Annotated in this window: 28 protein-coding genes; 10 read left to right on the top strand and 18 right to left on the bottom strand. The window is 65.6% G+C overall.

Features of this window, described 5'->3' with window-relative positions:
- The first annotated feature begins 26 nt into the window (after window positions 1–26).
- Window positions 27–968 (top strand): metallophosphoesterase, encoded by a 942-nt coding sequence (locus ACVW17_RS09680; RefSeq protein ID WP_456797073.1) that lies wholly within the window; start codon window positions 27–29, stop codon window positions 966–968.
- Between the two features lie 141 nt (window positions 969–1109).
- Here ACVW17_RS09680 and ACVW17_RS09675 read toward each other — a convergent pair whose 3' ends face one another.
- From ACVW17_RS09675 to ACVW17_RS09665, 3 genes are all read right to left on the bottom strand, one after another.
- Complete coding sequence (locus ACVW17_RS09675) at window positions 1110–2225, bottom strand: S1C family serine protease (protein ID WP_456797072.1); 1116 nt, start codon at window positions 2223–2225, stop codon at window positions 1110–1112.
- Window positions 2226–2577: 352 nt separating this feature from the next.
- On the bottom strand, window positions 2578–2823 hold the full coding sequence (locus ACVW17_RS09670; RefSeq protein ID WP_456798939.1) for a hypothetical protein: 246 nt from the start codon (window positions 2821–2823) through the stop codon (window positions 2578–2580).
- 327 nt (window positions 2824–3150) lie between these two features.
- Complete coding sequence (locus ACVW17_RS09665) at window positions 3151–4164, bottom strand: 1-aminocyclopropane-1-carboxylate deaminase (protein WP_456797071.1); 1014 nt, start codon at window positions 4162–4164, stop codon at window positions 3151–3153.
- 161 nt (window positions 4165–4325) lie between these two features.
- Between ACVW17_RS09665 and ACVW17_RS09660 the strand changes: the two genes are divergently transcribed.
- Complete coding sequence (locus tag ACVW17_RS09660) at window positions 4326–4790, top strand: Lrp/AsnC family transcriptional regulator (RefSeq protein WP_456751666.1); 465 nt, start codon at window positions 4326–4328, stop codon at window positions 4788–4790.
- Window positions 4791–4825: 35 nt separating this feature from the next.
- Here ACVW17_RS09660 and ACVW17_RS09655 read toward each other — a convergent pair whose 3' ends face one another.
- Window positions 4826–6442 carry a serine hydrolase domain-containing protein gene (locus ACVW17_RS09655; RefSeq protein WP_456797070.1) on the bottom strand — a complete coding sequence of 539 codons (1617 nt, stop codon included), beginning with the start codon at window positions 6440–6442 and terminating at the stop codon, window positions 4826–4828.
- 258 nt (window positions 6443–6700) lie between these two features.
- Here ACVW17_RS09655 and ACVW17_RS09650 point away from each other — a divergent pair, with 258 nt between their 5' ends.
- The 3 genes from ACVW17_RS09650 (at window position 6701) to ACVW17_RS09640 (ending at window position 10064) form a co-directional block, all read left to right on the top strand.
- On the top strand, window positions 6701–8101 hold the full coding sequence (locus ACVW17_RS09650) for a selenium-binding protein SBP56-related protein (RefSeq protein ID WP_456797069.1): 1401 nt from the start codon (window positions 6701–6703) through the stop codon (window positions 8099–8101).
- Between the two features lie 2 nt (window positions 8102–8103).
- A complete protein-coding gene (locus tag ACVW17_RS09645) occupies window positions 8104–8772 on the top strand; it encodes a hypothetical protein (protein ID WP_456797068.1) in 669 nt (222 codons plus the stop codon).
- A gap of 143 nt (window positions 8773–8915) precedes the next feature.
- The gene (locus ACVW17_RS09640; protein ID WP_456797067.1) at window positions 8916–10064 is read left to right on the top strand and encodes a LysM peptidoglycan-binding domain-containing protein; all 1149 of its coding nucleotides are present in this window, start codon (window positions 8916–8918) and stop codon (window positions 10062–10064) included.
- A gap of 20 nt (window positions 10065–10084) precedes the next feature.
- Here the strand turns inward: ACVW17_RS09640 and ACVW17_RS09635 are convergent, their stop codons facing one another.
- Window positions 10085–10387: a c-type cytochrome gene (locus ACVW17_RS09635; RefSeq protein ID WP_456797066.1), complete on the bottom strand. Its 303-nt coding sequence runs from the start codon at window positions 10385–10387 to the stop codon at window positions 10085–10087.
- A 190-nt stretch (window positions 10388–10577) separates the two neighbouring features.
- On the opposite strand from ACVW17_RS09635, the gene ACVW17_RS09630 reads away from it, so the two are divergent.
- Window positions 10578–11381, top strand: coding sequence for an NAD-dependent protein deacetylase (locus ACVW17_RS09630; RefSeq protein ID WP_456797065.1), 804 nt, complete (start codon window positions 10578–10580; stop codon window positions 11379–11381).
- 164 nt (window positions 11382–11545) lie between these two features.
- Here the strand turns inward: ACVW17_RS09630 and ACVW17_RS09625 are convergent, their stop codons facing one another.
- The 9 genes from ACVW17_RS09625 to dctA all read right to left on the bottom strand — a co-directional run bounded on the left by ACVW17_RS09625 (window position 11546) and on the right by dctA (window position 18294).
- The gene (locus ACVW17_RS09625; protein WP_016842303.1) at window positions 11546–11842 is read right to left on the bottom strand and encodes a hypothetical protein; all 297 of its coding nucleotides are present in this window, start codon (window positions 11840–11842) and stop codon (window positions 11546–11548) included.
- Window positions 11839–12117, bottom strand: coding sequence for a cell division topological specificity factor MinE (gene minE / locus ACVW17_RS09620; protein ID WP_244070139.1), 279 nt, complete (start codon window positions 12115–12117; stop codon window positions 11839–11841). Before minE ends, ACVW17_RS09625 begins: the two co-directional genes overlap by 4 nt.
- Complete coding sequence (gene minD, locus ACVW17_RS09615; RefSeq protein ID WP_456797064.1) at window positions 12117–12932, bottom strand: septum site-determining protein MinD; 816 nt, start codon at window positions 12930–12932, stop codon at window positions 12117–12119. Before minD ends, minE begins: the two co-directional genes overlap by 1 nt.
- Before the next feature lie 25 nt (window positions 12933–12957).
- Window positions 12958–13668 (bottom strand): septum site-determining protein MinC, encoded by a 711-nt coding sequence (minC, locus tag ACVW17_RS09610; RefSeq protein WP_456797063.1) that lies wholly within the window; start codon window positions 13666–13668, stop codon window positions 12958–12960.
- Window positions 13669–13835: 167 nt separating this feature from the next.
- Window positions 13836–14099 (bottom strand): hypothetical protein, encoded by a 264-nt coding sequence (locus tag ACVW17_RS09605; RefSeq protein WP_456797062.1) that lies wholly within the window; start codon window positions 14097–14099, stop codon window positions 13836–13838.
- Window positions 14100–14146: 47 nt separating this feature from the next.
- Window positions 14147–14947 carry a TetR/AcrR family transcriptional regulator gene (locus ACVW17_RS09600; protein ID WP_456797061.1) on the bottom strand — a complete coding sequence of 267 codons (801 nt, stop codon included), beginning with the start codon at window positions 14945–14947 and terminating at the stop codon, window positions 14147–14149.
- Window positions 14948–14999: 52 nt separating this feature from the next.
- The gene (locus ACVW17_RS09595) at window positions 15000–15977 is read right to left on the bottom strand and encodes a tripartite tricarboxylate transporter substrate-binding protein (RefSeq protein WP_456798938.1); all 978 of its coding nucleotides are present in this window, start codon (window positions 15975–15977) and stop codon (window positions 15000–15002) included.
- A 46-nt stretch (window positions 15978–16023) separates the two neighbouring features.
- Window positions 16024–16953, bottom strand: a complete 930-nt coding sequence (locus tag ACVW17_RS09590) for a LysR substrate-binding domain-containing protein (RefSeq protein ID WP_456751654.1) — start codon at window positions 16951–16953, stop codon at window positions 16024–16026.
- Window positions 16954–16977: 24 nt separating this feature from the next.
- A complete protein-coding gene (gene dctA, locus ACVW17_RS09585; protein ID WP_456751653.1) occupies window positions 16978–18294 on the bottom strand; it encodes a C4-dicarboxylate transporter DctA in 1317 nt (438 codons plus the stop codon).
- 263 nt (window positions 18295–18557) lie between these two features.
- Between dctA and ACVW17_RS09580 the strand changes: the two genes are divergently transcribed.
- From ACVW17_RS09580 to ACVW17_RS09565, 4 genes are all read left to right on the top strand, one after another.
- A complete protein-coding gene (locus tag ACVW17_RS09580) occupies window positions 18558–19700 on the top strand; it encodes an FAD-dependent monooxygenase (protein WP_456751652.1) in 1143 nt (380 codons plus the stop codon).
- 23 nt (window positions 19701–19723) lie between these two features.
- The gene (locus tag ACVW17_RS09575; RefSeq protein ID WP_456797060.1) at window positions 19724–20122 is read left to right on the top strand and encodes a carboxymuconolactone decarboxylase family protein; all 399 of its coding nucleotides are present in this window, start codon (window positions 19724–19726) and stop codon (window positions 20120–20122) included.
- Window positions 20112–20963, top strand: a complete 852-nt coding sequence (locus ACVW17_RS09570; protein WP_456797059.1) for an alpha/beta fold hydrolase — start codon at window positions 20112–20114, stop codon at window positions 20961–20963. The genes ACVW17_RS09575 and ACVW17_RS09570 overlap by 11 nt, the downstream gene beginning before the upstream one ends.
- Before the next feature lie 246 nt (window positions 20964–21209).
- Window positions 21210–22868, top strand: a complete 1659-nt coding sequence (locus ACVW17_RS09565) for an alkaline phosphatase family protein (RefSeq protein WP_456797058.1) — start codon at window positions 21210–21212, stop codon at window positions 22866–22868.
- A 126-nt stretch (window positions 22869–22994) separates the two neighbouring features.
- Here ACVW17_RS09565 and ACVW17_RS09560 read toward each other — a convergent pair whose 3' ends face one another.
- The 4 genes from ACVW17_RS09560 to ureB all read right to left on the bottom strand — a co-directional run bounded on the left by ACVW17_RS09560 (window position 22995) and on the right by ureB (window position 26885).
- Window positions 22995–23765: an urease accessory protein UreD gene (locus tag ACVW17_RS09560; protein ID WP_456797057.1), complete on the bottom strand. Its 771-nt coding sequence runs from the start codon at window positions 23763–23765 to the stop codon at window positions 22995–22997.
- 65 nt (window positions 23766–23830) lie between these two features.
- Window positions 23831–24481 carry an urease accessory protein UreG gene (gene ureG / locus ACVW17_RS09555; RefSeq protein ID WP_456797056.1) on the bottom strand — a complete coding sequence of 217 codons (651 nt, stop codon included), beginning with the start codon at window positions 24479–24481 and terminating at the stop codon, window positions 23831–23833.
- The gene (gene ureC, locus ACVW17_RS09550; RefSeq protein WP_456797055.1) at window positions 24478–26184 is read right to left on the bottom strand and encodes an urease subunit alpha; all 1707 of its coding nucleotides are present in this window, start codon (window positions 26182–26184) and stop codon (window positions 24478–24480) included. Before ureC ends, ureG begins: the two co-directional genes overlap by 4 nt.
- Before the next feature lie 2 nt (window positions 26185–26186).
- Window positions 26187–26885, bottom strand: a complete 699-nt coding sequence (gene ureB / locus ACVW17_RS09545; protein WP_456797054.1) for an urease subunit beta — start codon at window positions 26883–26885, stop codon at window positions 26187–26189.
- Between the last annotated feature and the right edge of the window lie 2 nt (window positions 26886–26887).

Here is a 26887-nt window from a genome sequence, read left to right as displayed (position 1 = left end):
TCGCATCGCGGGCCGCACGGGGGATGATGGCCGACACGGCGTTGCAGGGATTGATCGAGCGGATCGGCGCCGACCATGTCATACGCCGGCTTGGCATCGAGGCTGCGCATGAGAAGCAAGTGTTCGGCCAGGGCACCTTGCTGTTCAATGTCGAGAACTGGAAGCTGGCGCCGCGGATCGTCACGACCGCGCTGAAAGTTGCCGGCCTCCATGGCCGCGCGCGACGCAACGCCGACCGGGTCGAGGTGCGGCGCAACCTGGTGACGTCGGCACGGCTGCCGGCAGCGTTCGACGGCTTCACCATCCTGCAGCTCAGCGATCTCCACGCCGACATCAGCCAGGGCGCGATGCGGCATCTGGCCGACATCGTGTGCTATGTCGCCTGCGATATCTGTGTGCTGACCGGCGACTATCGCGGCAAGACGTACGGCCCGTTCGGGACCAGCCTTGCGCTGATCAAGGAGCTCTGCGCGCGGATCAAGCGGCCGCTCTACGGCATCCTCGGCAACCACGACAGCATCCGCATGACGCCGGCGCTGGAGGCGATGGGCATCAGGATGCTGTTCAACGAGCAGGAGCCGATCACGCGCGATGGCGCGACGATCCATCTCGCCGGGATCGACGACGCGCATTTCTACCGCACCGACGACATTGCGAAGGCCGCCGCGGCGATCCCGCGCGACGGCTACGCGATCCTACTCGCGCATACGCCGGAATCCTATCACGCGGCGGCAGCGGCCAACTTCGACCTGATGCTGAGCGGCCATACCCATGGCGGCCAGCTCTGCCTGCCCGGCGGCATCGCGATCAAGCTGGAGGCGCGGCTGCCGCGGCGGATGGGCCGGGGCGCCTGGCGTTTCGGCGAACTCGCCGGATACACATCGGCCGGTGCCGGCACCAGCCTGGCGCCGGTGCGGCTGAACTGCCCGGCCGAGATCACGGTGCATACGCTGCGGCGGCTGAGCTAGCTCCGATACCAGGAGTGGCGCGCATGCCAATATATGGAAAACAACCCCATGCAAAGGAGCCGGTGGCCGTCCGATAGGTGATGGAGTATGGCTATCAGCCCCTATGCGATCTCCTCCGCGGAGAGAGCGTGAGCGGAGGTCTCAATTGCCCTTCTTCGCGCTCGCGCTCTGCTCGGTCACCGTGCAGGTGATCAACAGCGTGTAGCCACGCGCCTCCTTGGCGATGTCGGACGTCTCCTTCTTGGTTCCGTCGCGCCATTCGGCGGTCCGGTACGACACCGCGCTGTTGTCGAGGAAGTCGCGCAGCGCGCCGGTCTTGATGGCGAAGTTGATGTTTTCCGGGATCGATCCCGTGGCCCGCGCCATCCTGACCGCGTCGAGCTTCGAGGCCACCACACCGACCACCGCGCCGCCGAGATCGAACAGCGGTCCGCCGCTGTTACCGGGCTGCACCGCAGCGCTGATCTGCAAATGACGCGTGTCGTTGAGGATGCCGCTCAGCGAAGAGACGATGCCCGTGGTCACGGTGGAATCGGATGTCAGCAGGCCATGATAGGGATAACCGATTGCCACGACTCCGTTGCCCACCTGAATCGCGTTCTGCCGGATGCTCGCGACATCCTTGAACGGGCTTGGCGCCTGCAGCAGCGCGAGATCGTTGGTCTCGTCGTCGGACACCAACCGCAATTTGACCGCTGCCGCGCCGCTCAGATTGCCGGTGATCTCGGTGCAACCTTCGATGACATGATGGTTGGTAACGATGTGGCCGCCATCGCTGACGACGAAGCCGGTGCCGGTCCCAGATCGCGCCTGCTTCGCGGGCGGCGTGCTGGGGCCTGCGGCCTGCTGCGGCGGCGCAGCCGCAGGCTTGGCCGCGACCGCGAACTCGCCGGCATTGGCGACGCCGTTCTTCTTCACCGAAACCACGCAGTTGAGCAACGCGGGCAGCAATTGCCCGGTTTGATTCAGGTTGAACTGAAACAACTGTCCCTGCGCGAACGCCGTCATCTGGCGCGCCTTGCGGAACTGGTTGACCAAGTTGGAATTGACCGGCATCTCGACATTGACGAGTTGGCTGCCGAGCGGCATGACGTAGACAGCGAACGCGGGCTGTCCGTCGAAGGTCAGCGCAAGCGGGAAGGCCTCGCCCGGCGTCAGGCGCCAGCTCTCATGGGCAAAGCCGAGCCGCCAGCTGCCATTCGCGGCAATCGCGACGACGAAGTAGATGCCGCTTTGATAGACGTCGCGGCCGAGCAATGCGTGAACGCACCGCTCTTGTCGTCGGTGAAGGCGCCGCCCTTCCAGTTGCCGACCGTGATCGAGCCGTAGGGACCGCGGGCATGCGATGGAGTTGCGGACGTGAACAGCCACGCGGCCAAAACGGCCACCCAGATCACAACTCTCATGACGCACACTCCCCAGCCACAACCCATTCTAGGAGGAAGAAATTCACCCGCAAGTGGTGCGCGGCTCAGCCTTTGGTCCTGCCACCGCGCAATACCGCCGCAGATGAGGCCATCGCCACATCCTCAGGTTACACCTGTAACGTTCCTATTATGTTCCTAGAATGTCAACCCAGACATATTTCGTCGGTCATGCCGGCGGATGGCTACTGCGGATCCCGAACCGAGGATTGCGCCGAGTCGTTGGAATCGCTGAACCAGTACCGGGATGCGAGGGCGTGGACGCCGATGCCGATCAGGAAGATGCCCGCGTACAGCTCGACCGCGTGATTCATCCCCAGCAGGCGGGCGCGCAGCCCAGCAGCGTGGCCCTGGTAGGTCCAGAACCAATGCCCCACGGCGACGATGCCAAGGCCAAGTGCGGCGATGGCCCGGCCGGCCGCATTCATCATCCTCACGCGAAGGTCTCCCGACTCGCCCGGCCCGGACAGGATACCGAGAGAAGCTGACGCCGACCTGACGCGGAGAGATGGAACGTAGCCCGGATAGCGCGAAGAAGCGTAGCCCGGATGAAGCCAACGGGTCGCGCGAATGCGCACCCGATGACAGGCTCCGCGCAATCCGGGGATCTCGCGCCGCGGAGAAACCTATCCCGGATTGCGCTGCGCTCCATCCGGGCTACGAAGCTGTATGCGGGGAGAGCAGATCCCCACCCGCTTTGCTCTGTCGAGCAAAGCGACCTCCCCTTTTCAAGGGGAGGCAAGAATGCGTGCGACGGCTCAGCCGTTGCGGAACGCGTAGGCGTAGCCGTTGAGCGCCGGGGCGCCGCCGAGATGGGCGTAGAGCACCTTTGATCCGGCCGGGAAGTAGCCCTTCTGCACCAGGTCGATCATGCCCTGCATCGACTTCCCCTCATAGACGGGGTCGGTGATCATGCCCTCGAGCCGCGCGCTGAGGCGGATCGCCGCCTTGGTCTCCTCCGACGGCACGCCATAGGCGGGATAGGCATAGTCCTCGATCAGCACGACATCATCCTCGACAATGTCGCGGCCGAGTTCGACCAGCTTGGCGGTGTTCTGCGCGATCGACAGCACCTGCGCCTTGGTCTGCGCGGGCGTGAACGAACCGTCGATGCCGATCACGTTGCGCGCGCGCCCGTCGGCGGCGAAGCCGACCAGCATGCCGGCATGGGTCGAGCCGGTCACCGTGCAGACCACGATGTAGTCGAACTTGACGCCGAGCTGGCGCTCCTGCGCGCGCACCTCTTCGGCGAAGCCGACATAGCCGAGCCCGCCATATTTGTGCACGGAGGCGCCGGCGGGGATCGCATAGGGCTTGCCGCCGGAGGCCTTCACCTCCTCGATCGCCTGCTCCCAGCTCTTGCGGATGCCGATGTCGAAGCCTTCGTCGACCAGGCGCACGTCGGCGCCCATCACGCGCGACAGCAGGATGTTGCCGACGCGGTCATAGACGGCGTCCTCATGCGGCACCCAGCTCTCCTGCACCAGTCGGCACTTCATGCCGATCTTGGCCGCGACCGCGGCAACCATGCGGGTGTGGTTCGACTGCACGCCGCCGATCGAGACCAGCGTGTCGGCGTTGGAGGCGATCGCATCGGGGATGATGTATTCGAGCTTGCGCAGCTTGTTGCCGCCAAAGGCGAGCCCGGAATTGCAATCCTCGCGCTTGGCATAGAGCTCGACCTTGCCGCCGAGATGCTTCGACAGCCGATCGAGCTTCTCGATGGCGGTGGGTCCGAAGGTGAGCGGGTAGCGCGCGAACTTCTCCAGCATGCTGGCATCCTCTTAGGTGGCCTGGAATGGCGGCCAGACCTACCATCACTGGTACGAAAGGTGCTCTCTAACTCGGCCTGGAAATTCGTAGATGATTGCAAGATTTGCCAGAGGTGATATGTTTTCTCTCATAAGATTGACCAATCGTGAGAGATTCTTCCATGACGGCACGGCTCGACCGCATCGACCTCAAGATGTTGAGATTGCTGCAAAAGAACGGCCGGCTCAGCAATGCCGAGCTGGCCGATCAGGTCGGCGTCAGCCCCGCCACCTGCCATCGCCGGACCCAGGCGCTGTTCGATGAGGGTTATCTGAGCGGCGTCCGCGCCATGGTGGCGCCGCGCAAGCTCGGCAAGGGCACGCTGGTCATGGTCGGCGTCGTGCTCGACCGCTCGACGCCGGAGAGCTTTGCGAGCTTCGAGCAGGCGGTGGCGAAACTCAAATGCGTGCTCGACTGCCACCTCGTCGCCGGCGATTTCGACTACTTCCTCAAAATCCGCGCCGGCGACGTCGACGACTTCAAGCGCATCCATGGCGACCAGTTGATCGCGCTGCCCGGCGTGCGCCAGACCCGCACCTTCTTCGTGATGAAGGAGGTGGTGGACAACGCGGCGCTGGAGTTTTGAACCAACGCAGGCGCGCGGTTGTCACGCGTCTCGCTTCAGCCGCCGGCGATGCCTTCCGCTGACCCCTTGCGCCCGTCCCTCGCCTTGCCGCGCAGCGCGACCTTGTCGCCGTCGTAAGTGAGCGTCCAGATCCAGGCGTCGCCGAGCCCGACATATTGGAGGTCGACGACAAAGGTCTGCTCGTCCTGCCACGCGCCCTTGACGGCCCGAACGCCGAGGAAGGTCGGGGCACTCTTGCGATAGAGGCCGTCGAGGCCAATCGGTCCGTCAAGCTGGCGCCGTGCAGGATCGCCCGCGTTCGTCTCCACGACGTAGCGCGGGTTCTCATCGGCAAGGAACAACGTCAGCGTTTTGATCCCGAGGTCATTGTCAGGGAATTTGTAGGTCCGGCCCGAGATCGCGGATGCAATCGCGGGCATCACGCCGACCGGTGTCGGCTTCTCCGTCGAGACGTCGGCGATCGCCTTGGCCAATTGTTCGGCCGCGAGCGCATCGGTCGGCAAGGCCTGGTCGGATTTGGCGGCAGCGGAAATCTCGTCGGCCAGCTTGCCGAATGAACAGAAATTGCTTGCCGTCATGACTGCGACGATATCCCGCTCCGGCAATACCATGATCACCTGGCAATGATGGCCGACCGTCATGTAGATGTGCTTGTCGGGGATGGCCCAGAACTGATCGGCATAGCGCAGCGAGGGATCGAACCGCGCATTCATGTCGGTGCTGGCATGGTTGACGGCATCGAGAAAATCCGCCGGCAGCAACTGCTTGCCCGCCCACGCGCCGTTGCGCAAATAGAGATAGCCGATCTTCGCCATGTCCCGCGGCCGCATCGTGAGGCCGAAGCCGCCGATCGGAAGCCGTTGCGGATCGCGCCGCCAGAACGGCCTGGAGATGCCGAGCGGGCCGAACAGCCGCTCCTCGGCATAGTCGGCGGTGTTCTTGCCGGTGAGCTTGCTGACGATCGCCGACAGCAAATGCGAGCCGCCGCTGTTGTAATAGAAGACCTCGCCCGGCGCATGGACCATCGGCCGGTCCAGGATGAACTGGACCCAGTCCGCGCTCTTTCCCATGTCGCGCAGCGACTGCTCCCGGCCGCCTTCAAAGCCCTCGTCCCAGTCGAGGCCCGATGTCATGTTGAGCAGATGCTGGACCGTAATGGCCTTCTTGCGCTCGTCGACATTGGCAATGGCGCGATCGGAAAAGAAATCCAGCATCGGATGATCGAGACGATCCAGCAGGCCATCCTTGTAGGCGATCGCCAGCAGCGTCGAGACCACCGCCTTGGTGGAGGAGTTGATCGCGTGCGGCATGTCGGCGGCAAAGGGCGCGTAATACGCATCGAGCACGATACGGCCATGGCGCGTCACCAGCAGGCTGTCGAAGCTGCGCGTGGTGCCGGTCGCCACCAGCTTTGCCAGCGCCGCCGAATCCATCCCCTGCTGCTCCGGCGTCGAGGTTTCCCATTGAGCCGTCGGCCAGACTGGTTCGGCGCCTTGCGCATTGGCCGCGCCGGAATGAAGCGATGTGAGCAGGATGAGCGCGCCCAGCGCAGCCCTGATCTGTGACCAAAGCCCGACGAGATCGACTGCCTGCATAGTCCGCCCCTGTCCGCGATCAGCACGCGCCAAGCATATACCACGAGCGGCAACCATCTCACTTCACAACTCGGACATGGGATGCGGCGCACGAGAGGTGAGCGGCCAGCAATTTCGTATGTGATGCGGCTCACGAATTCGTGGCAGAACGCCACGGCCCAACTGGATGCGTGCGTGTTTCCGGGAGGCGCATGATGCCGTAAGCTGTGCGCAGCCAACCTCGCGCCCAGCGGAGTGCCAGGCCGACCATTCAGAGCATTGCAACGCTGCGCACGGCCGACGTTGGCGACAAGCCGATAGAACCGGGAGGACGTCATGACGATGCGACCCGACCCTACGTTTCACGCCTCGCCCAAGCTTGCGATGGAGGCGCCGCCGGAGCAATTCGCCTATACGCTGCTGCTCAGTCCCGACTTCAAGAAGCCAGACGCGCTCGCGGTGATCGACGTCAAGCCGGGCTCGAAGACCTACGGCAAGATCGTCCACACCGTGACGATGCCGAACAAGGGCGACGAGTTCCACCACTTCGGCTGGAACGCCTGCTCCTCCGCACTGTCACCGCTCACAGGGCATGCCTTCATCGAGCGGCGCTACCTCATCATTCCCGGACTGCGGTCGTCGCGCATCTACATCATCGACACCAAGCCCTCGCCGCTCGAAGCCAAGATCCACAAGATCATCGAGCCGGAGGAAGTGTTCAAGAAGACCGGCTACTCGCGGCCGCACACTATTCATTGCGGACCGGACGGCATCTATGTCTCCACCCTCGGCGGCGGCGGCAAGGACGGCACGCAAGGCCCGCCCGGCATCTTCATCATGGACTGCGAGACCTTCGACGTGCTCGGCCGCTGGGAAATCGACCGCGGGCCGCAGACCCTGCACTATGATTTCTGGTGGAACCTGCCGCGCGACTACATGGTGTCGAGCGAGTGGGCGCTGCCGCCGCAATTCGAGAACGGCATCGTGCCGGAGGACCTGCTGTCGAACAAATACGGCCACCGGCTGCACTTCTGGGACTTGCGCGCGCGGCGCAACGTGCAGACCATCGACCTCGGCGCCAATCACCAGATGGCGCTCGAGGTCAGACCCGCGCATGATCCGATCCGCGAATACGGCTTTGTCGGCGTCGTCGTCGACACCACCAACCTCGAAGCCTCGATCTGGACCTGGTGGCGCGAGGGCGGAAAATTCCACGCCGAGAAGACCGCGGTCATCCCGCCCGAGCCGGCGCCGAAGGAGAAGCTGCCGCCGCTGCTGCAGGGGTTCGGCGCGGTGCCGCCGCTGGTGACCGACATCGACCTGTCGATGGACGACCGCTTCCTCTACGTCTCCTGCTGGGGCACCGGCGAAATGCGCCAATACGATGTCCGCGATCCGCGGAAGCCGAAGCTCGCAGGCTCGGTGCATATCGGCGGCATCGCCCGCCGCACGCCGCATCCGAACGGCAAGGCGTTTGCCGGCGGCCCGCAGATGGTCGAGATCAGCCGCGACGGCAAGCGGGTGTACTGGACCAACTCGCTGTATTCGACCTGGGACGACCAATTCTATCCCGACGGCATGCCGGGCGCCGAGGTGATGGCCAATGTCGGCGCCAACGGGGGGCTGGAACTCGCCAAGGACTATTTCGTCGACTTCCCCGAGGGCTATCGCCCGCATCAAATCCGCCTCGAGGGCGGCGACTGTTCGACGGATTCGTTCTGCTATCCGTCGGTCTGACATTGAGTGGCGTCGAACCGACGGCTATCTGGCTGTGGTTCGCGATCATCGCAAGCGGCCTCTATCACGGAATCAATCCGGGCATGGGCTGGCCGCTCGCGGTGTCCGCGGGCCTGATGGACAAATCGCCGCGCGCCGTGGTCGGCGCGCTGCTGCCGCTGTCGGCGGGCCATCTCGCAGCGATGCTGCTCGTGCTGCTGCCGTTCGCGCTGCTGATCGCGCTGGTGGAATGGCAGCGCCCGATCCAGGTCGCGGCCGGCATTATCGTCATCGGCTTCGGCCTGATGCGCCTGGTCGATCGCCGCCATCCGCGCGCCCTCGCGCGGATTCCGCCGGCCAGATTGGCGCTCTGGTCGTTCGCTGTGGCGATTGCACATGGTGCAGGCCTGATGCTGCTGCCGATCTATCTCGGCCTCTGCGCGACGTCATCGGCGCACGACGGCCACACGGCCGCAGACCGGATGATCGACCAGAATCTGGCGATGGCGCTCCTGGTCGCATTCGTCCACACCGCCGCCATGCTGTGTGCCGGTGGCCTGCTGGCATGGCTGGTCTATCGCTATCTCGGCGTGAGATTCGTTGCGCGGAGCTGGTTCAACCTGGAGATGGTCTGGGCGCTCAGCCTGGTTCTTGTGGGCACCGCAGCGCTTGCCGTCAGTGTCGCGGCGTAGCGCTGAGCTGCCCGGTCGGCCGTGCCGCTCAAGGGAGTAATCCTTTCATCCGACTTGATGGGGTGCGCAAACCGGCGCACTCTGTTCCGGAAACCTCACGAGGCTGCAGGGGAGCGCGGACACACGGGGACATTGATCCGCGGATGATGATCATGAACGCTACGGCGATGCGATTGGTCATACCGTTGCTGGCACTTGCCGCCGGCGGCACGGCGGCGCTCGTCTTCGGTATCCGCCAAACCCAGCAGATCCTGAGCACAAGCCCGCGCCTGATGGCGACGGCGCCATCCGCTGCCGCACCAGACGCACGAAACCAAGACAAGACCGCGCTGGCAAAGGCACAGACCGAGACGGCGGCCCTGACCGACGCCCTCGCAGGATCGTCGCCGGCAACGGGTGGCGACGCGGTGCCGGAATTCGACGTCGTCAACATCGAGCCGACCGGCGGGACCGTTGTTGCTGGCCGGGCACCCCCGGGCACGACGGTGGAATTGCTGCGCAACGGCGAGGTGCACGATCGCGCCGTGGCCGACAAATCCGGCCAGTTCGTCATGGTGCCGCGCCCGCTTCCGCCGGGAAATTACGACCTGACCCTGCGCATGACGCGTGACGGCAAGCAGGTGACCTCCACGCAGAGCGTGGCTGTGGCGCTGGATGCTGCGGCACGGGAGCGGCCGATGGTGGCACTGATGGCGCCGGACAAGCCGGTGCGTGTGCTGTCGCAACCTGCCGCGGCGGCGCCGGCGGCCGGCAAGGTGACCGTCGAGGCGGTCGAGACCGAACCGGGGGGCAAGCTCCATGTCAGCGGTCAGGCCGCGCCCGGGGCAACCGTCCGGTTCTATCTCAACGGCGGCTTGATCACGTCGGCCACCGCCGACCAGACCGGACACCTCTCGGTCACGATCAACCAAGGCGTCACCGCCGGCGACTACCGGATCCGGCTCGACGATGTCGACCCCGGCTCGGGCAAGGTCCGTGCACGCGCCGAAGTGCCGTTCAACGTTCCGGACGCGGCCATGACCGCGTCGATCCCGGCGTCGAGCGGTGCGAATGCAACCACACCGCAGCTCGCGGCGGCGACGCCCACCGCCGCATCAAGCTCCCCCTCCGCCGTCATCGTGCCGAAGATCGCGACGACCACCGTCGTCCGCGGCGACAGCCTGTGGCGGATCAGCCAGCGCGCATTCGGCGCCGGGCAGCGCTACGCGGTGATCTATCGGGCCAACTCGCAGCAGATCCGTAATCCCAATTTGATTTATCCCGGCCAGGTCTTCGTCGTGCCGGCACGGTGAGACCGGCGTTGCGCCAACGGTCATTTGCCGGGGGATTTCAGGAAAGCGACGATCCTGGCGCGATCCTCCGCCGAGCGCACGCCGGTGTACGGCTTCATGCCGTTGCCCGGCACCACAGCCTCGGGATCCTCGATGAAGCGCAGCAGCGTGCGCTCATCCCAGACGATGCCGGATGATTTCATCGCCTCCGAATAGGGAAAGTTCGCGACCGATCCGGCCTTGCGGCCGACGATATTGTGCAGGTTCGGGCCGACACGGTTGTCGCCGTCCCTGACGGTGTGGCAGGTGCGGCAGGAATTGTTGAACCCCTGCTCACCGGACACGCCTGCATCCTGACCATGAGACGGCGTCAACGGCAGGGATATCAACCCGCAAACAACGACGATGAATCCTTGACGCATCGATCGCTCCGTCGGAAGTGCCATGCCGTCAACGCAGAGATCACGTGAAAGGTCCGCTCGCGGCAGGCCCCACATCTGGCGGAGCCGCGCGCGCCGCACTAGATGTGCCCGCATGCAGCACCCCGCCCTCGAGGATTTCGTCGCCGGCCACCAGCGCCTGTTTGTCCTGACCGGGGCCGGATGCAGCACCAATTCGGGCATTCCCGATTACCGCGACAGCGACGGCAACTGGAAGCGGACGCGGCCGGTCACCATCCAGGCATTTCTGGGCGAGGCTGCGACGCGGCAGCGCTACTGGGCGCGCAGCATGGTGGGCTGGCGGCGGTTCGGCCGCGCGGCGCCGAACGGCGCGCATCGCGCGCTGGCGAAGCTCGAACAGCAAGGCCGCTGCGAGCAGCTCGTGACCCAGAATGTCGACCGGCTGCACCAGGCCGCGGGCAGCGAGCATGTGATCGACCTGCACGGCCGGCTCGATGTGGTGCGCTGCCTCGGCTGCGACGCAACGATGCCGCGTGAGCAGTTTCAGGGCGAGCTGGCGCGGCTCAATCCGGCCTGGCTCACGCTCGATGCCGCCGACGCGCCCGACGGCGATGCCGATCTCGAGCAGGATTTTTCATCATTCGCGGTGCCGGCCTGCACGACCTGCGGCGGCGTGCTGAAGCCCGACGTGGTGTTCTTCGGCGAGAACGTGCCGCGCGAGACGGTTGCCTCCGCGCAGGCACATCTCGAGCAGGCCGACGCCGTGCTGGTGGTCGGCTCATCGCTGATGGTCTATTCCGGCTTTCGCTTCGTCCGGATGGCGAAGCAGCGCGGCCTGCCGATCGCCGCCGTCAATCTCGGTCGCACCCGCGCCGACGATTTGCTGACGCTCAAGATCGAGGCCCAGTGCGAGACGGCGCTGTCGTTTTTGCTGTAGGCCGCTGCTGCTTCAGCTCAGCGCTCCCCAATAGGATCGTCATTCCGGGGCGACGCGAAGCGTCGAGCCCGGAATCCATTATTCCGCATCGCCCGTGGCTCAATGGATTCCGGGCTCGCGCCAAGAGGCGCGCCCCGGAATGACGACCTTGTGGGAATCGCCCTCTACGCGCGATGGCGCGGCGCCTTGGCCATCGGCATGTTGGCGTTCCAGTGCGTCCAGCTGACGCTGGCGAGGCTGCCGAGATCCGTCGCCAGCGGGCGACGGGTGCGGCGCTCGTACTCGGCGATGCAGCGGCCTGATTCGCCGATCTTGCGCTGCAATTCGTCGATCGTCATCTGCGTCGCGCGGCCGCAATTGGCCTTGCCGAGCTGATCCGCCTCGATCGCCTTCAATGCCGCGCGCAGCTTCTTGAGCTGCGCGCGCTGCCAGGCGATGTGACTGTCGCTGTCTGCCGTCATGTGGCCGCCACCATCTTTGATCGTTGCACGCCATTGGGAACCTCGATGTCGACCTCGAGCATCGAGACGAACTTGCCGCGATCCATCTTGACCACGACCTTGTCGGGATCGACGTCGATGTGCTTGGAGACCACGCTCAGGATTTCCGAGCGGAGCGTTTCCAGCAGGTCGGGTGCGCCGGTCCGGCCGCGCTCATGCGAAAGCAGGATCTGCAACCGCTCCCGCGCGACGGGCGCCGATGCGGCGCGGCCGCCGAACAGCCGCATTACGTTCATCATGCCGCCCTCCGTCGCAGCAGCCTGTCCATCAGCCCCTTGCGCTCGACCGGCACCACCATCTCGACCGCCTCGCCCATCAGGCGACGCACCGCGTCGGTATAGGCCTTCGCCGGCGCGCTGTTCGCAGCGTTCAGCGTCACCGGGCAGCCGACATTGGAGGCGCGCAGCACGTCCTGGCTCTCTGGGACGATGCCGAGCAGCGGCGTCGCAAGGATCTCCAGGATGTCGTCGATCGACAGCATCTCGCCGCGCGCGGCGCGGCCTGCATCGTAGCGGGTGACCAGAAGATGCTTCTCGACCCGCTCGCCGCGCTCGGCGCGGACCGTCTTGGAATCCAGCATGCCGATGATGCGGTCGGAGTCGCGCACCGACGACACTTCCGGATTGGTGACGATGATGGCCTCGTCGGCATAGCGCATCGCGAGCGTCGCGCCGCGTTCGATGCCGGCCGGGCTGTCGCACAGGATCCAGTCGAACTTGGTCTTGAGGTCGGCGATCACGCGCTTGACGCCCTCTTCGGTCAGCGCGTCCTTGTCGCGGGTCTGCGATGCCGGCAGCAGCCAGAGATTTTCCAGCCGCTTATCGCGAATCAGGGCCTGCGGCAGCTTGGCGACGCCCTGCACCACATTGATGAGGTCGAACACCACGCGCCGCTCGGCGCCCATCACGAGGTCGAGGTTGCGCAGGCCGACGTCGAAATCGATGACGACGACGTTCTGGCCCATTTGCGCAAGCGCCGCGCCCAAGGCGGCAGTAGAGGTCGTTTTGCCGACCCCGCCCTTCCCAGACGTCACGACCAAAACCTTGGCCATTCTCTCTCTCCTTGTAGTCAGTCGGTCAGTTCAATGGTGTGATGCGCAGCATTTCGCCCTCGAGCCACGCCTGGGCGGGCCGGTTGCGCAAGCTGTCGGCGATGTCATCTGCGGTCTGGTAATAGCCGTCGATAGCGAGCAGTTCGGCCTCGATCTTCTGGCAGAAGATCCGCGCCGCCGAATTGCCGTTGATGCCGGCCATCGCGCGGCCGCGCAGCGTGCCGTAGACATGGATCGAGCCGCCGGCGACGATCTCGGCGCCGGAGCCGACCGAGCCGAGCACGGTGACGTCGCCTTCGGCGAACACGATCGACTGGCCGGAGCGGACCGGGCTCTCCAGCAGCAGCGACGGCAGCTTGCTCTTGTCCTTGTCCTTCTCTTTCGGCTGCGGCGCCTTCGGCTCGACATGGGTGATCGCGCAGGCCCGGCCGCCGGTCAAAAGCGGCGGCATGTTGGCGCCGAGCTTGGATTCGTCGACCCCCTCGATGCCGAGGACGCGGATGTTGCGTTCGCCGAGGCTGCCGATCAGATGCGCGATCGCGGCCTGGCTGAGGTCGACCGATGCGAGGTCCAGCACCACAGGCTTGCCGGTGAAGAAGCCCGGCGATTTCGCCAGCGTCGCGTCAATCTCGGCGAGCCAGGACACAACAGGCACGACCGGCGAGAAAACGAACGCAACATAGGAACGGCCGCGCATGCGGACCTGCTGACGTGCGACCTGTTGAGTTGCGTCCATCGCCCCTGACTCGGTTGTCTTGTCGAATGGTTAACAATCGGACCGCATGGTTAATCAAAGGTTAACGGAAGGGGGTGTTTTCACGGATTTGAGACGGCTGCTCCGGCGGCAACCGCCACTGGCTGTGAACTGTGGCCCGGATGCAAACTCCTGGAGCCGACGGCCGATCAACGCCGCGCTGACGGCGATCGCTCGGCCTGCACGGAGGCATCGAACACCGCGCGGCAGGACGGGCTGAGCTGCTCGACCTGCGCAGCCATGCAATCCCTGATCCGCTCGCGGTCCGGAATGTAGGCGCCGCACAGCCGCACGGCGTCACCCATGCAGGCCTGACGCTGCATCGATTCGTTCGGTCCGGACTGGGCCACGGCGGGCGTCACGGCGGGCGCAATGGTTGCGGCGATAAGCACGAGGGCAAGACGCAGTTTCATGGATCACTCTCTCACTGGTGGTTGAAATGCCGGGTCGAGACGGATTGTCACGACTGCGGCGTGCCGGCGTTGCCGGCTGCGGGATCGACGTCGGCTTGCGACGGCGGAAGGTGCAGAAGTGTTGCGATCGTAGTGTCGAGCAGCCGGGTCCAGGCGGCTTCCGCGTCGATCTCGGGCGCGATCCGGCCGAGCAGCATGGGAAAGGACGGCGGCTGGTTGAGCGCGGCATTGAGCAGCGCGAAGAACAGCGCCGGATGGCTGCTGCGGATGATCCCGGCATCGATGCCGGCCTGGAAAAGCTCGCGCGCCGACTCATACGCCGGACGCAGCAGCTTCTCGGTCACCTGCGTGGCGCGCTCGGGGCTCTCGGCGCCGCGCCGAACCACGAAATTGCGCACCTCCGGATGCGCCGCGTAGAAGGTCGCGACGCGGATGATCAGCACGCGCAGCCGATCGCCAAGGGAACGGCTGCTGTCGTGGGCAATCGCATGCACTTCGGCCATCGCGGGCACGGCAAGCGTCACGATGCGGTCGAGGCAGGCCTCCCACAGCGCGGCCTTGTTGCCGAAATGAACGCGCACGAGATTCGGCGCGACACCCGCCGCCGCCGCGACACTGCGCAGGTCGGCGCCATCGAAGCCGAGATTTGCGAAGGCCTCGGTCGCCGCGATCAGCAGCGCCTGACGGCCATCAGGCAAGTCCTTGCTGCGGCGTCCCTTGGGACGTCCCTTGGGCCGGGAATTGGGCCGGGCGATTGTCGCCGGCGCCGTTTTGCTCGTATCGGTCATCGCCACCATTATATGTTCGATTGAACATATAATGGTGCAGGCCGACCGTTCAAGGGGCAAACCCCAAGTCGGGGAATTCGCCTAAAACACCCATTCAGTCAGACGATTACGCCTATTCCGGCTTGATGTTGGCCGACTTGACGATCGGCCACCATTTCTCGATTTCGGCGGCCTGATGGTCGCGCAGCGCGGCGGAGCTCTGCTTGTCCGGCGGCGGAATCTCCTGACCGAGCTCGGCGAAGCGTTGCCGCACGACGGGCTCGGCGAGCGCAGTCATCGCGGCCTTCGACAGCGTCGCCACGATCTCGGCGGGCGTACCCTTCGGGGCCCAAATGCCGTGCCAATAGGCGATGGTGAGCCCCGGCAATCCGGCTTCATCGACGGTTGGAATCTCGGGCGCCGATGCCAGCCGCGACGACTGCGTCACCGCAAACGCCTTCACGGTCCCGCTCTTCACCTGCGGCAGCGAGTTGGAGGCCTGATCGAACATGATGTCGATATGCCCGGCCATCAGATCGTTCAGCGCGGGACCGGCGCCGCGATACGGCACGAAGGAGAAGTTCGTGTTCGTCAACTGCTGGAAGAACACACCGGCGACATGCGCGCCGGATCCCGGGCCGGCGGTGCCCGCCGTCGCCTTGTTGCCATTGGCCTTGAGCCAGGCGATCAGCTCCTTCAGATTCTGCGCCGGCAGGTCGGGCCGGCCGATGATCAGCTGCGGTCCGCTGGCGATCAGCGCGACTGGCGCGAATTCGCGCACGTCATATTGCAGCTGATAGATCGCGCCGTTGAGGCAGTGCGTGCCCCAATGCCCGATCGTGATCGTGGAGCCGTCCGGCGCCGCGCGCGAGGCACGCAGGCCGGCGACGGTGCCGGAGGCGCCCGTGACATTCTCGATGATGACGGGATGGCCGAGCACATTGCGCATGTATTCGGCGAGGATCCGCGCCAGCACATCGGTCGGCCCGCCGGCGGCGAACGGCACGATCATGGTGATCGGCCGCGCCATGGTCTCCGCGCGCGCACCGCGCGCTGCAAGCGGCAGCGTCGCCCCACCGAGCGCCAGTTGCAGGAACGGCCGGCGAGACATGTTGCTCATGTGCATTCCCCCCTGATGCGGTCTTAGAGCCGCTCGTCTAGAAGCTCCAGCCCTTCGATCTGCCCCAGTCCATCATGAATTGCTCGGTCTCGCGCCCGGCGTCGGCGAGCCATGCGGTGAAGTCGGCGATCGCGCCGGCGCTTTCATTGTCGGCGAGATAGAACGAGCGATACTCGCGCTTGCGTAGGCCGAGATCGCCGAACGGCAGGCAGAGCTGCCCGGCTATCAATTCGTCGATCACCAGGAACAGCGGAAACAGCCCGATGCCGATGCGCTCGATGGTCGCCTGCAGCGCGAAGAACATCTGCTCGAACCGCAATGTCTCCTGATCCGCGCTCATCTCGCCGCCGGCCTGGGCCAGCCAGCGCGGCCAGTCATAGGGCTCGGTCAGATAGGTGATCAGGGTGTGGTGCCGCAGGTCGTCGGGCGTGGCGAGCCGCCCGCGGCTCAGCAGGTCGACGTGGCAGACCGGCGCGATCAGCTCGGTCATGAAGTGCTGCGACATCCAGCCGACCGGCTCGCCGATATTGCCGCGGATCGCGACGTCGAACGAGCGGTCGTTGAAGTTGAGCGGTCCGATCGAGGTCAACAGCCGCAGCTCGACATCGGCGCGCATGCGCTGGAACGAGGCGATGCGGCGGATCAGCCAGCGCATCGCAAAGGTCGGCGGCGCACTGACGCGCAGCACCGACGGCGAGCCGTACGCCTTCATGTCCATCGACGCGAGCGCCAGCCGATCGAGGATCGCCGTGACCTCGCGATAATAGATCTGCCCGGCGGCGGTCAGCGTCAGTTGCGAGGGCGCGCGGCGAAACAGCTTGACGCCGAACCAGTCCTCGAGAAGCGCAACCTGGCGGCTGACCGCGCCATGGGTGACGAGCAGCTCTTCAGCGGCCTTGGTGAAGCTGACGTGCCGCGCGGCCGCCTCGAATGTCCGCACCGCGTTGAGCGGTGGTAACTTTCTCATGATGCTGTCGCGTCTCCGGAAGGCTCAGGAGGATAGCGTGGCGGCGTCCGGATTGTCGAGGGCGCGGACGAATTGCGCGCGGTCGAGGTCGCCCTCCCAGCGCGCCACCACCACGGTCGCCACCGCCGTGCCGATGAAATTGGTCAGCGCGCGCGCTTCCGACATGAAGCGGTCGATGCCGAGCAGCAGCGCGATGCTTGCCACCGGGACATGGCCGATCGAGCCCAGCGTTGCCGCGAGCACGATGAAGCCGCTGCCCGGCACGGCGGCTGCACCCTTCGACGTCAACAGGCAAACCACGACGAGACCGATCTGCTGCATAAGCGACATCGGCGTGTCGGTGGCCTGGGCGAGGAACACGGCGGCCATGGTCAGATAGATGCAGGTGCCGTCGAGATTGAAGGTGTAGCCGGTCGGGATCACCAGGCCGACGGTCGATTCGGCGCAGCCTGCGGCCTTCATCTTGTCGATGAAGCGCGGCATCACCGATTCCGAGCCCGACAGGCCAAGCACAAGCAGCAGCTCTTCGCGGAGATAACGGATCAGCTTGAAGATGCTGAAGCCGGCGAGGCGCGACACGATGCCGAGCCCTGCGATCACGAACAGCACGCAGGTGAGATAGAACACCAGCATGAAGTGCGACAGCGCGACGATCGAGCCGACTCCGTATTTGCCGATGGTGAAGGCCATGGCGCCGAACGCGCCGATCGGCGCGATCCGCATGATCATGCCGATCAGGATGAACAGGATCTTCGACAGCTTCTCGATCGCCACCAGCACCGGCTTGCCGCCTTCGCCATAGCGCTGCAGGGCGATGCCGAACAGCACCGCGAAGAACAGCACTTGCAGCGTGTCGCCGCTGGTGAACGCGCCGCCCACGGTGGAGGGAATGACGTTCATCAGGAAGCCGACCACGGTCTGGTCGTGCGACTGGGTCACGTAGGTGGCAACGAGGCGGGAATCCAGCGAAGCGGCCGAGACGTGCATGCCGGCGCCGGGCCGCGCCAGGTTGATCACGATCAGGCCGATGATCAGCGCCGCGGTGGTCGCAACCTCGAAATAGATGATTGTCTTCAGACCGATCCGTCCGGCCTTGCGCATGTCGTCGAGGCTCGCAATGCCGTGCACCACGGTGAGGAAGACGATCGGCGCGATCGCCATCTTGATCATCTTGATCAGGGCGTCGCCGAGCGGCTTCAGCGCCGCGCCGACATCCGGCCAGAGGTAGCCGACCAGCACGCCCAGCGCGATGCCGATCAGCACCTGGACATAGAGACGCGCATGCCAGGGCGCTGCGGCGACGTCGAGACGGGCAGCACCGTCATTGGTGATCGTGGACATGGGCGGCGATCCTCTGGAGTCTTTGATATTGGCCGCGCCATCGGTGGATGCACCGCTGCAGCAGCGGCGGAACGTTGGCGGGCGATCGCGCCGAGCGCAAACGAGTTAAGCTCAGGCAGCGTGACCTCAGCTCACAGGCTGGTACCGGGCGCGTGAGCCCACCTCACGCTCCGTCAGCATTACTCGTTTGCGGGCGCCTGCCGCTTTGACCGACAACGGCAGGGAAGCCGGTCGTCAACCGGCGCAAGCTGTGAGGAACGACGATGAGCAGACTTTCGGTGGCGGTGATCGGCGCCGGCATGGGCGGACTGGCCTCGGCGGCGGCGCTGAGCCGCGCGGGCGTCGATGTGACGGTATACGAACAGGCCCAGCGCTTCACCCGGCTCGGCGCCGGCATCCAGATCGGCTGCAACGCCATGAAGGTGATGCGGGCCTGGGACCTGGAGCCGGTACTGCGCCGCGCGGCGTTCTACCCGCGATCCTGGAACAACAAGGAATACGACACCGGCGAGGTGCGCTTCGACATGGTGTTCGGCCCTGCCGCGGAGGAGCGCTACGGCGCACCCTATCTGCTCGGGCATCGCGGCGACCTGCATGCGGCGCTCGCCAGCGCCGTGCCAGATCATCTCGTCCGGCTCGATCACAAGCTGACTGCGATCGAACAGCGCGCCGACCGTTCAGTGGCGCTGACCTTCGCCAACGGCCACAGCACGGCGGTCGACGCGGTGGTGGCGGCCGACGGCGTGCATTCCTTCGTCAAGGAGCGGCTGTTCGGCCGCGACGAGCCGAACTTCACCGGCCGCATCGCCTATCGCACCGTGTTTCCGGCATCGCTGCTCGAGGGCTATCCGATCGACGACTGCACCAAATGGTGGGGGCCGGATCGCCATATCGTGATCTATTACGTCAAGCCCGACCGTAGCGAGGTCTATTTCGTGACCAGCCAGCCGGAGCCGGGCTTCACGGTGGAATCCTGGTCGGCGACCGGCGACGTCGGCGAGTTGCGCAAGGCGTTCGAAGGCTTCCATCCCCAAGTCCGCAGGGTGCTGGAGGCCTGCCCGTCGGTGCACAAATGGGCGCTGGTCGACCGTGATCCGCTGCCGCGCTGGAGCGAGGGCAACATCACGCTGCTCGGCGATGCCTGCCATCCGATGACGCCCTACATGGCGCAGGGCGCGGCGATGGCGATCGAGGATGCCGCGGTGCTGTCACGCTGCCTCGCGGGCGTCGATCGCGACGGCGTCGCCGAGGCCTTCCGCCGCTTCGAGGCGACGCGCAAGCCACGCACCTCGCGCGTGCAGGCGAGCTCGCGCACCAACACCTGGCTCAAGAACCCGACCGATCCGGACTGGGTCTACGGCTACGACGCCTGGACCACGCCGCTCGCCCAGCCGGCGCTGGCCTGACCACAATAGAAATGGAGACGATGATGACCGACGCAAATCCCCGCGGCGAGAAGTTCGAGCGCGGCCTGCAAACCCGCCGCACCGTGCTCGGCGACGCCTATGTCGAAAGATCGCTGAAGGCGGCCGACGAGTTCAACTGGCCGATCCAGAAGCTTGCGACCGAATATTGCTGGGACGAGATCTGGAATCGCCCCGATCTCGACAAGCGCAGCCGCAGCCTGCTCAACCTCGGCATGATCGCGGCGCTGAACCGGCCGCACGAGCTCAAGGTACATATCCGCGGCGCACTCAACAACGGCCTGAGCAAGAGCGAGCTGCGCGAGGTGTTTTTGCAAATCGCGGTATATTGCGGCATGCCCGCCGGCCTCGACAGCTTCCGCATCGCCAAGGACGTGTTCGCGGAGATGGGCCTTGTCGACTGAACCGGCCCCGATCGTTTCAGCCGCATGGCAGGGCTTCGTCCGGCACGACGTGGCGGGCAAGGCCGGGCGGCTCAGTGTCCGTGTCGGCGGCGCCGGGCACGGCGCGCCGGTGCTGCTCTGCCACTCGATCCTGACCAGCAGCGCGATCTGGCACCGCCAGGCCCTCGCGCTTGCCGCGCGCGGCCATCGCGTGTTCGCCCTCGACAGCAGGGGTCACGGACAATCCGAGGCACCGCGCGGTCCGTATGCGATGGACGACCTCGTGGCGGATGCCATCGCGGTGCTCGATCATTTCGAGATCGCACGGGCGCATGTGATCGGCGTCTCGCAGGGCGGCATGACGGCGTTCGGCCTCGGCGTGCGCCATCCCGACCGCCTGCTCAGCCTGTGCGTGATCGCCGCGCGCGCCGATGCGCCGCCGCCGTTCGCGGCCGCATGGGACGATCGGATCGCTCTCGTGCAAGCTCAGGGCATCGCGCCGCTGGCGGCCCCGACCGCCGAGCGCTGGTTCGGACGGGCTTTTCTCGAGGCCCATCCCGCCATCGCCACCGCGCTGCTCGATTGCATCAACGGGACCGATCCCGCGGGCTTCATCGGCTGTGCCCGCGCGATCCAAAGCCTCGCCTATCTCGACGGCGTGAAGACGATGCAGGTGCCGCTAACGATGATCGTCGGCGCAAACGACCAGCTGCTGGTGCAGCCGATGACCGAGCTCGCGGCGATGCTTGATCGCCGGCTTGCGATCGTTCCCGACGCCGGGCACCTGCCCCAGGTCGATCACCCCAGCGAGGTCGAGACCGCGATCGGACGGCATTTGCGGGAAGCCGCTCGATCCGAGTAACGCGCGTCCGCCGCGGTCGCCGCGGCTCCCAGCAAAAACATCGAAAACAACCCCATGCAAAGGTGCGGGCGGCCGCCGCCTGCACCAATTCGCGCCATCGGCGTGACGATCCTGGGATGCCGGTCAGCCCCGCCCGGTCATCGAACTCGCAAGAAAGCGTCATCCCGCCGTCAACTGACCGCGACAGATTGTCGCGGCTAGCGCGGGCGATTCAAAATCTCACCGGAAATCGAGAGGGGCGAACTCATGAGTGGTTTTCGTGACTATTTCTTGTCGACTGCCGCGATCGCGGCGGCCATGCTGGCTTGCGGCGTCGCGGTCGCGCATGCCGATGATGACAACGACCATTCGCAGCGACATGGCTATAAGCACGTCCTGCTGATCAGCGTCGATGGCATGCACGCCGTCGATTTGAAGCGTTGGGTCGAAAGCCGTCCGGGCGGCAACTTCGCGCAGCTCAGCGGCAAGGGCGTGGTCTATCCGAACGCATTCACCACCGCGCCCTCCGACAGCTATCCCGGCTTGCTCGCGCAGGTCACGGGCGCCACGCCGAAGGGCGGCGGCCTGTTCTATGACGACAGCTATGATCGCACCGAATATCCGGCGAAGGCCTTCTATACCAGCCAGGGTCTTGCCGATCCCGGTTGCGTAAGCCCCGCAGGAACCGAGCTCACCAATTTCGAAGCGCTCGACAAGAGCTACAACTATTCCAGCGGATTGGTCGCCGATTACACCGCCGGCGGCACGCTCGGTCAGGTCTACACCCAGCTCGACCCGGATCACATGCAGCGCAAGCTGGTGAACGGCGAGTGCAAGCCGGTCTATCCGCACGACTACGTGCGCACCAACACGATCTTCGAGGTGATCAAGCAGGCCGGCATGCGCACGGCCTGGTCCGACAAGCATCCCGCCTATGAGGATCTCGCCGGTCCGTCGGGCAAGGGCCTCGACGAGCTGTTCACGCCGGAGATCAATTCGCAGGACACGATCGACCCCGGCGCGCAGCCCGGCGACGACTACACCACGAGCTACACCGGCGTGCGCTCCTACGATTCGCTGAAGGTGCAGGCGGTGTTGAACTGGATCGACGGCTATGACGGCACGCGAGCCAAGCGTCAGCCGGTGCCTGCGATCTTCGGCATGAACTTCCAGGCGGTCAGCGTCGGCCAGAAGCTCGCCAAGGCCGGCCACGCCGATACCGACAAGTCGCTGGTCGGCGGCTATGCCGACGGCAAGGCGACGCCCGGCAATGCGCTCACGCTGCAATTCCAGTTCGTCGACGACGCGCTCGGCAAGTTCGTCAACGAGCTCAAGGCGCAGAACCTCTACGACTCGACGCTGATCATCGTCAGCGCCAAGCACGGCCAGTCGCCGATCGACGTCAAGGACCGCGTGGCGATCTCCGACGCGCTGTACAGCGGCACGCCCGGTTTCGGCAGCAACGGCTTCGAGATCTGCGATGACGAGGCGCTGGTCTGGCTGTCGCCCGAGTTGCAGCAGGCGACCAATCCGGCGACCGGCCATCCCTATTATGCCGACGCCAAGGCCTACATCCTGGCTCACGCCGCCGACCTGCATATCCAGAAGCTGCTCGACCGCGACGAGCTGACCAGGCTGTATGAGGATCCGTTCCACAACAGCCGGGTGCCGGACTTCATCGCCATCACCGACCACGGCGTGATCTGCACCGGCGGCAGCAAGCTTGCCGAGCATGGCGGCTTCTCGAACGACGATCGCAACGTGCTGCTGCTGCTCTCCTCGCCGCGCATCAAGCATGCGCGGGTCATCGAGGACGAGAGCTTCACCACCCAGATCGCGCCGACCATCCTCCGCGCGCTCGACCTCGATCCGCGCAGCCTGCAAGCGGTTCGCGACGAGGGCGTCGAGCCGCTGAAGGAAAAATGAAGCCGCAGCTGCGGGAGCTCCAGCGGCGCACCACAGCGAACGGCTTGCGCGGCAGAGACACCGGGCAAGCCGACCTGCCCGATCTCACGTATCGGCGCCTCGCATACCGGGGCGCCGATACTCGCATCAGCAGGCGATCGCGCCCGCACGCGCCGTCGGCGCCAGCATTGCTTGACGATAGATCGCCCGGATCCCGTCAAAGGCCGTTCGGATCGGCCGGAGGTCCGTCGCCGCAAGGCGGACACCGAGCCCCGCGGCCTCGGGCAGCACGCTGGCCGCAGCGTACAGGCACGGAATCCGATCCAGAGCGGCGTTCAGCGATGCCTGAAGGCTCGCCAGATCATGCGTTGGGGTCAGCACCAGGAACGCCGATCCAAACGCCCGACGACCGCAAAAGATATCGGGGTCCGGACGCTGCAGCCGCATCCGGTCGATCAGCAGGGGCTCGCCGCCCGATCTGCGCAGGCAGAACGTCGATTCCAGCTCGCGGAAACCGCGGGCTTTCCCGCCCGGATCGTGCATCGTGAATGCGTCGACGATCAAGCTGCAAGCCTTGTCTGCGCAGTCGAGCTCCACGGACTGGCGCAGCGCCGCATCCGGAAACAGGATGCGCGGCTCCGGCAGATATTCCAGGCTGGCGCCGTTCGCGACCTGAAGGCTGACGGTCTCGGCGGCGTGAGCATCCGGGTCCGCACGATGCACCGACGTCGCGCCTTGATTGGTGAGGCAGACGGCCGTTCCCGGCTCGAGCACGAGACGCTGCGCCAGGCGATCCTCGCCGTGCACCGCGCCACTTGCCGTCTGCACGATCACGCCGAGGCAATCCGGCCGATCCGGATCGACATGGAAGCTGCGCGTCAGGACGAACGGCCAACGGAACAGGCGCCGGTCGATCACTGTACGATGACCACGACGGGCAAAGCTCAGGTCGAGCCGCAGATCGTCCGCTGTCGCCGCCGGCCTCACGTTCTGAACAGAACCTCGCGCTCGAGCAGATCGACGATCGCATCGATCCCCTCGCCGCGACGGCAATTGGTGAGCAGCACCGGACGATCGCCGCGAACAGTCAGGGCCTCGCGACGCATGCGCTCCAGGTCGACGCCGACATGAGGCGCCAGATCGACCTTGTTGATGACAAGGAGGTCGGCGCGGATGACGCCGGGCCCGCGCTTGCGCGGGATATCGTCGCCCCCGGCCACGTCGATGACGAACATCCAGAAATCGGTCAGATCGCGCGAAAAGGTCGACGCCAGATTGTCGCCGCCGCTTTCCAGCAGGATCAGCTCGACGCCGGGAAAGCGCCGCTCGAGTTCGTCCGCCGCCTCGATGTTGAGCGTCGGGTCCTCGCGAATGACGGTGTGAGGGCACGCGCCCGCCTCGACCGCCGACACCCGAGCAGGATCGATCAGCCCGGATCGCCGGATCCGCTCGGCGTCTTCCGCGGTGACCAAATCGTTGGTGATGACGGCAATATCGATGCCGCGCGCCTTGAGCGCCGGGATCAGCCGCTCGACCAGCGCCGTCTTGCCCGAGCCGACCGGCCCTCCGATCCCGACCCGCGCGGCCGCGATATGTGCAGCGCTCGATTCGCCTCTTAGCGTGATTCGATTCATCGCAGCATATACCGCCTGGCAAGCGGCACCTTGGTAGCCGGGGGACACATCAATAGCTTGCCGTCGGCGCGGACTTCGAAGGTCTGCGGATCGACCTCGACATGCGGCTTCGTCGCATTCCGCACCATGTCGGCCTTGCGCAGCTTCCGCACGTTCCTGATCTGGACGAGATCGCGCGTCAGGCCGTGCTTGCGGCCGACGTCGGCATCGATGGCAAGCTTCGACACGAAGTTGACGCCCAGACGTTGCGGCGCGGCGCCAAGCGCGCCCCACATGCGTTTCTGGATCATCGGTTCCGACAGGCCAAGGCTGCCATTGCCGTCGCCCATGGCGGCCCACACGACAAAGCCGTTCTTGATCACCATGTAGGGCTTGATGCCGAAAGACGCGCGCGGCCAGAGCACGAGATCGGCCATCTTGCCGATCTCCACCGAGCCGACCATGTGGTCGATGCCGACCGCGATGGCCGGGTTGATGGTGAGCTTGGCGACATAACGCTTGATGCGTTCATTGTCGGCGCGAACGGTTTTCTCCTCGGGCAGGCGGCCGATCCGGTCCTTCATCACGCTGGCGAGCTGCCAGCATTTGGCGACATTCTCGGCAAGCCGTCCCATGCCTTGCGTATCGGTACCGAAGATCGAGATCGCGCCCATGTCGTGGAGGAAATCCTCCGCGGCCATCGATTGTGCGCGCACCCGCGCTTCGCCGAACATCACGTCCTCGGGCGCATTGTAGTTGAGCTGATGACAGATCATCGTCATCGGCACGCCCTCCTCCATACCGTAGGAGGTGTACGGATTGGTCGGATTGGTGGACGAGGGAATCACATTGTCCCACGACACGACCTTGAGCAGATCCGGCGCGTGGCCGCCGCCGGCGCCCTCGACGTGATACATGTGGATGGTGCGCCCATCGACGGCGGCCATCGTATCCTCGCAGAAGCCGTATTCGTTGATCGAATCGGTGTGCAGGTGGACCGCGAAATCGTTGCGGTCGGCCGCCACCAGGCTCTGGTCGATCACGGCCGGAGCGGCCCCGAAATCCTCGTGGATCTTCACCGACATGCCGCCGGCCGCCACCGCCTCCTCGACGGCTTCCGGATTGGACCCGCCGCGCCCGAACAGCGCGTAGTTGAGCGGCGAGAACTCGATCGCCTGGAGGAAGCGCGCAAAGGGTGCGGCGGCACCACTGCCGACATCGAAAACCGGACCCGAGCCGTTGCCGACCAACGTGGTCGTGCCGCCCGCGAGGGCATGGTCGGACTGTTCGGGCGAGATCAGGTGGGCGTGTGACTCGATTGCGCCGGCGGTGACGATGAACGGACCGCCGGCGATCGGCGCCGTGGTGTGGCCGACCACCATATCGGGATGCACGTCCGGCATCACGTCGGGGTTGCCCGCCTTGCCGATGCCGACGATGCGGCCGTCCCGGATGCCGATGTCGGCCTTCACGATCCCGGTCACCGCATCGACGATCGTGGCATTCTTGATCACCGCATCCAGGATCTTGTGCGAGGACGTCCGGTAGCCGTTGACGCCCTCGCCGTCGCGCAGGTTCTTGCCGGCACCGACCAGCAGCTCATGCCCGTAAGTGGTGTAGTCGTGCTCGATCTCGGCGAGCAGGCTCGTGTCGGCGAGCCGCACCAGATCGCCCTTGGTCGGGCCGTAGAGTTCGCCATAGGCGCGGCGGGTCAGGATGGCCACGGTCAGGCTCCCTGATAGCCGCGGGCGCGGGCCTGCTTCAGCGCCGCGTCGCGCGCCGACGGCGCATCCAGCGGACCGTTGACCAGCCCGGCCTGCCCGAGCACGACCCGGTCGCCCGCGATCGGAACGAGGCGCACCGACTTGGTGACACCCGGCTCGAAGCGGATGCCGGCGCCGGCCGGCCGATCGATCTTCATGCCCCAGGCCGCCGCGCGATCGAAACGCAAGGCGCGATTGACCTCGAAGAAATGCGTGTGGCTGCGGACCTGGACGTCGCGGTCGCCGGTGTTGACGACCTCGATGGTGATCGCCGGCAGGCCCGCAAAGCTCTCGATGTCTTCGCCGCCTGCGATGATCTCGCCGGGAACGAGATCCTCGGCGACCGCACTATCGCTGGGCGCGATCGGCTCGAACACCGCCATCACCTTGGTGCCCTCGGCGAACAGGCATTCGATGTAGAGCATCGGGATCATCGGCGCGACGCCGGGCTCGACGTCGTCGACCGTCAGCAGCCGGCCTGCCATGTCGCGAATGTCCGCATAGGGCAGGTCACGCCGCGCCGCCGTCATGACCTCGTCGGTGATGTAGGCGACCGCCTCGGGGTGACTCAGTTTGATCCCGAGCGAACGGTTGCGACGCGCCATTTGCGCAGCGTTGAAGATCACAAGACGATCCGTCTCGGTCGGCGACAGGTTCATCATGA

The sequence above is a fragment of the Bradyrhizobium sp. USDA 4473 genome, assembly GCF_054063335.1.
This window is presented reverse-complemented; position numbering and strand designations above follow the sequence as displayed.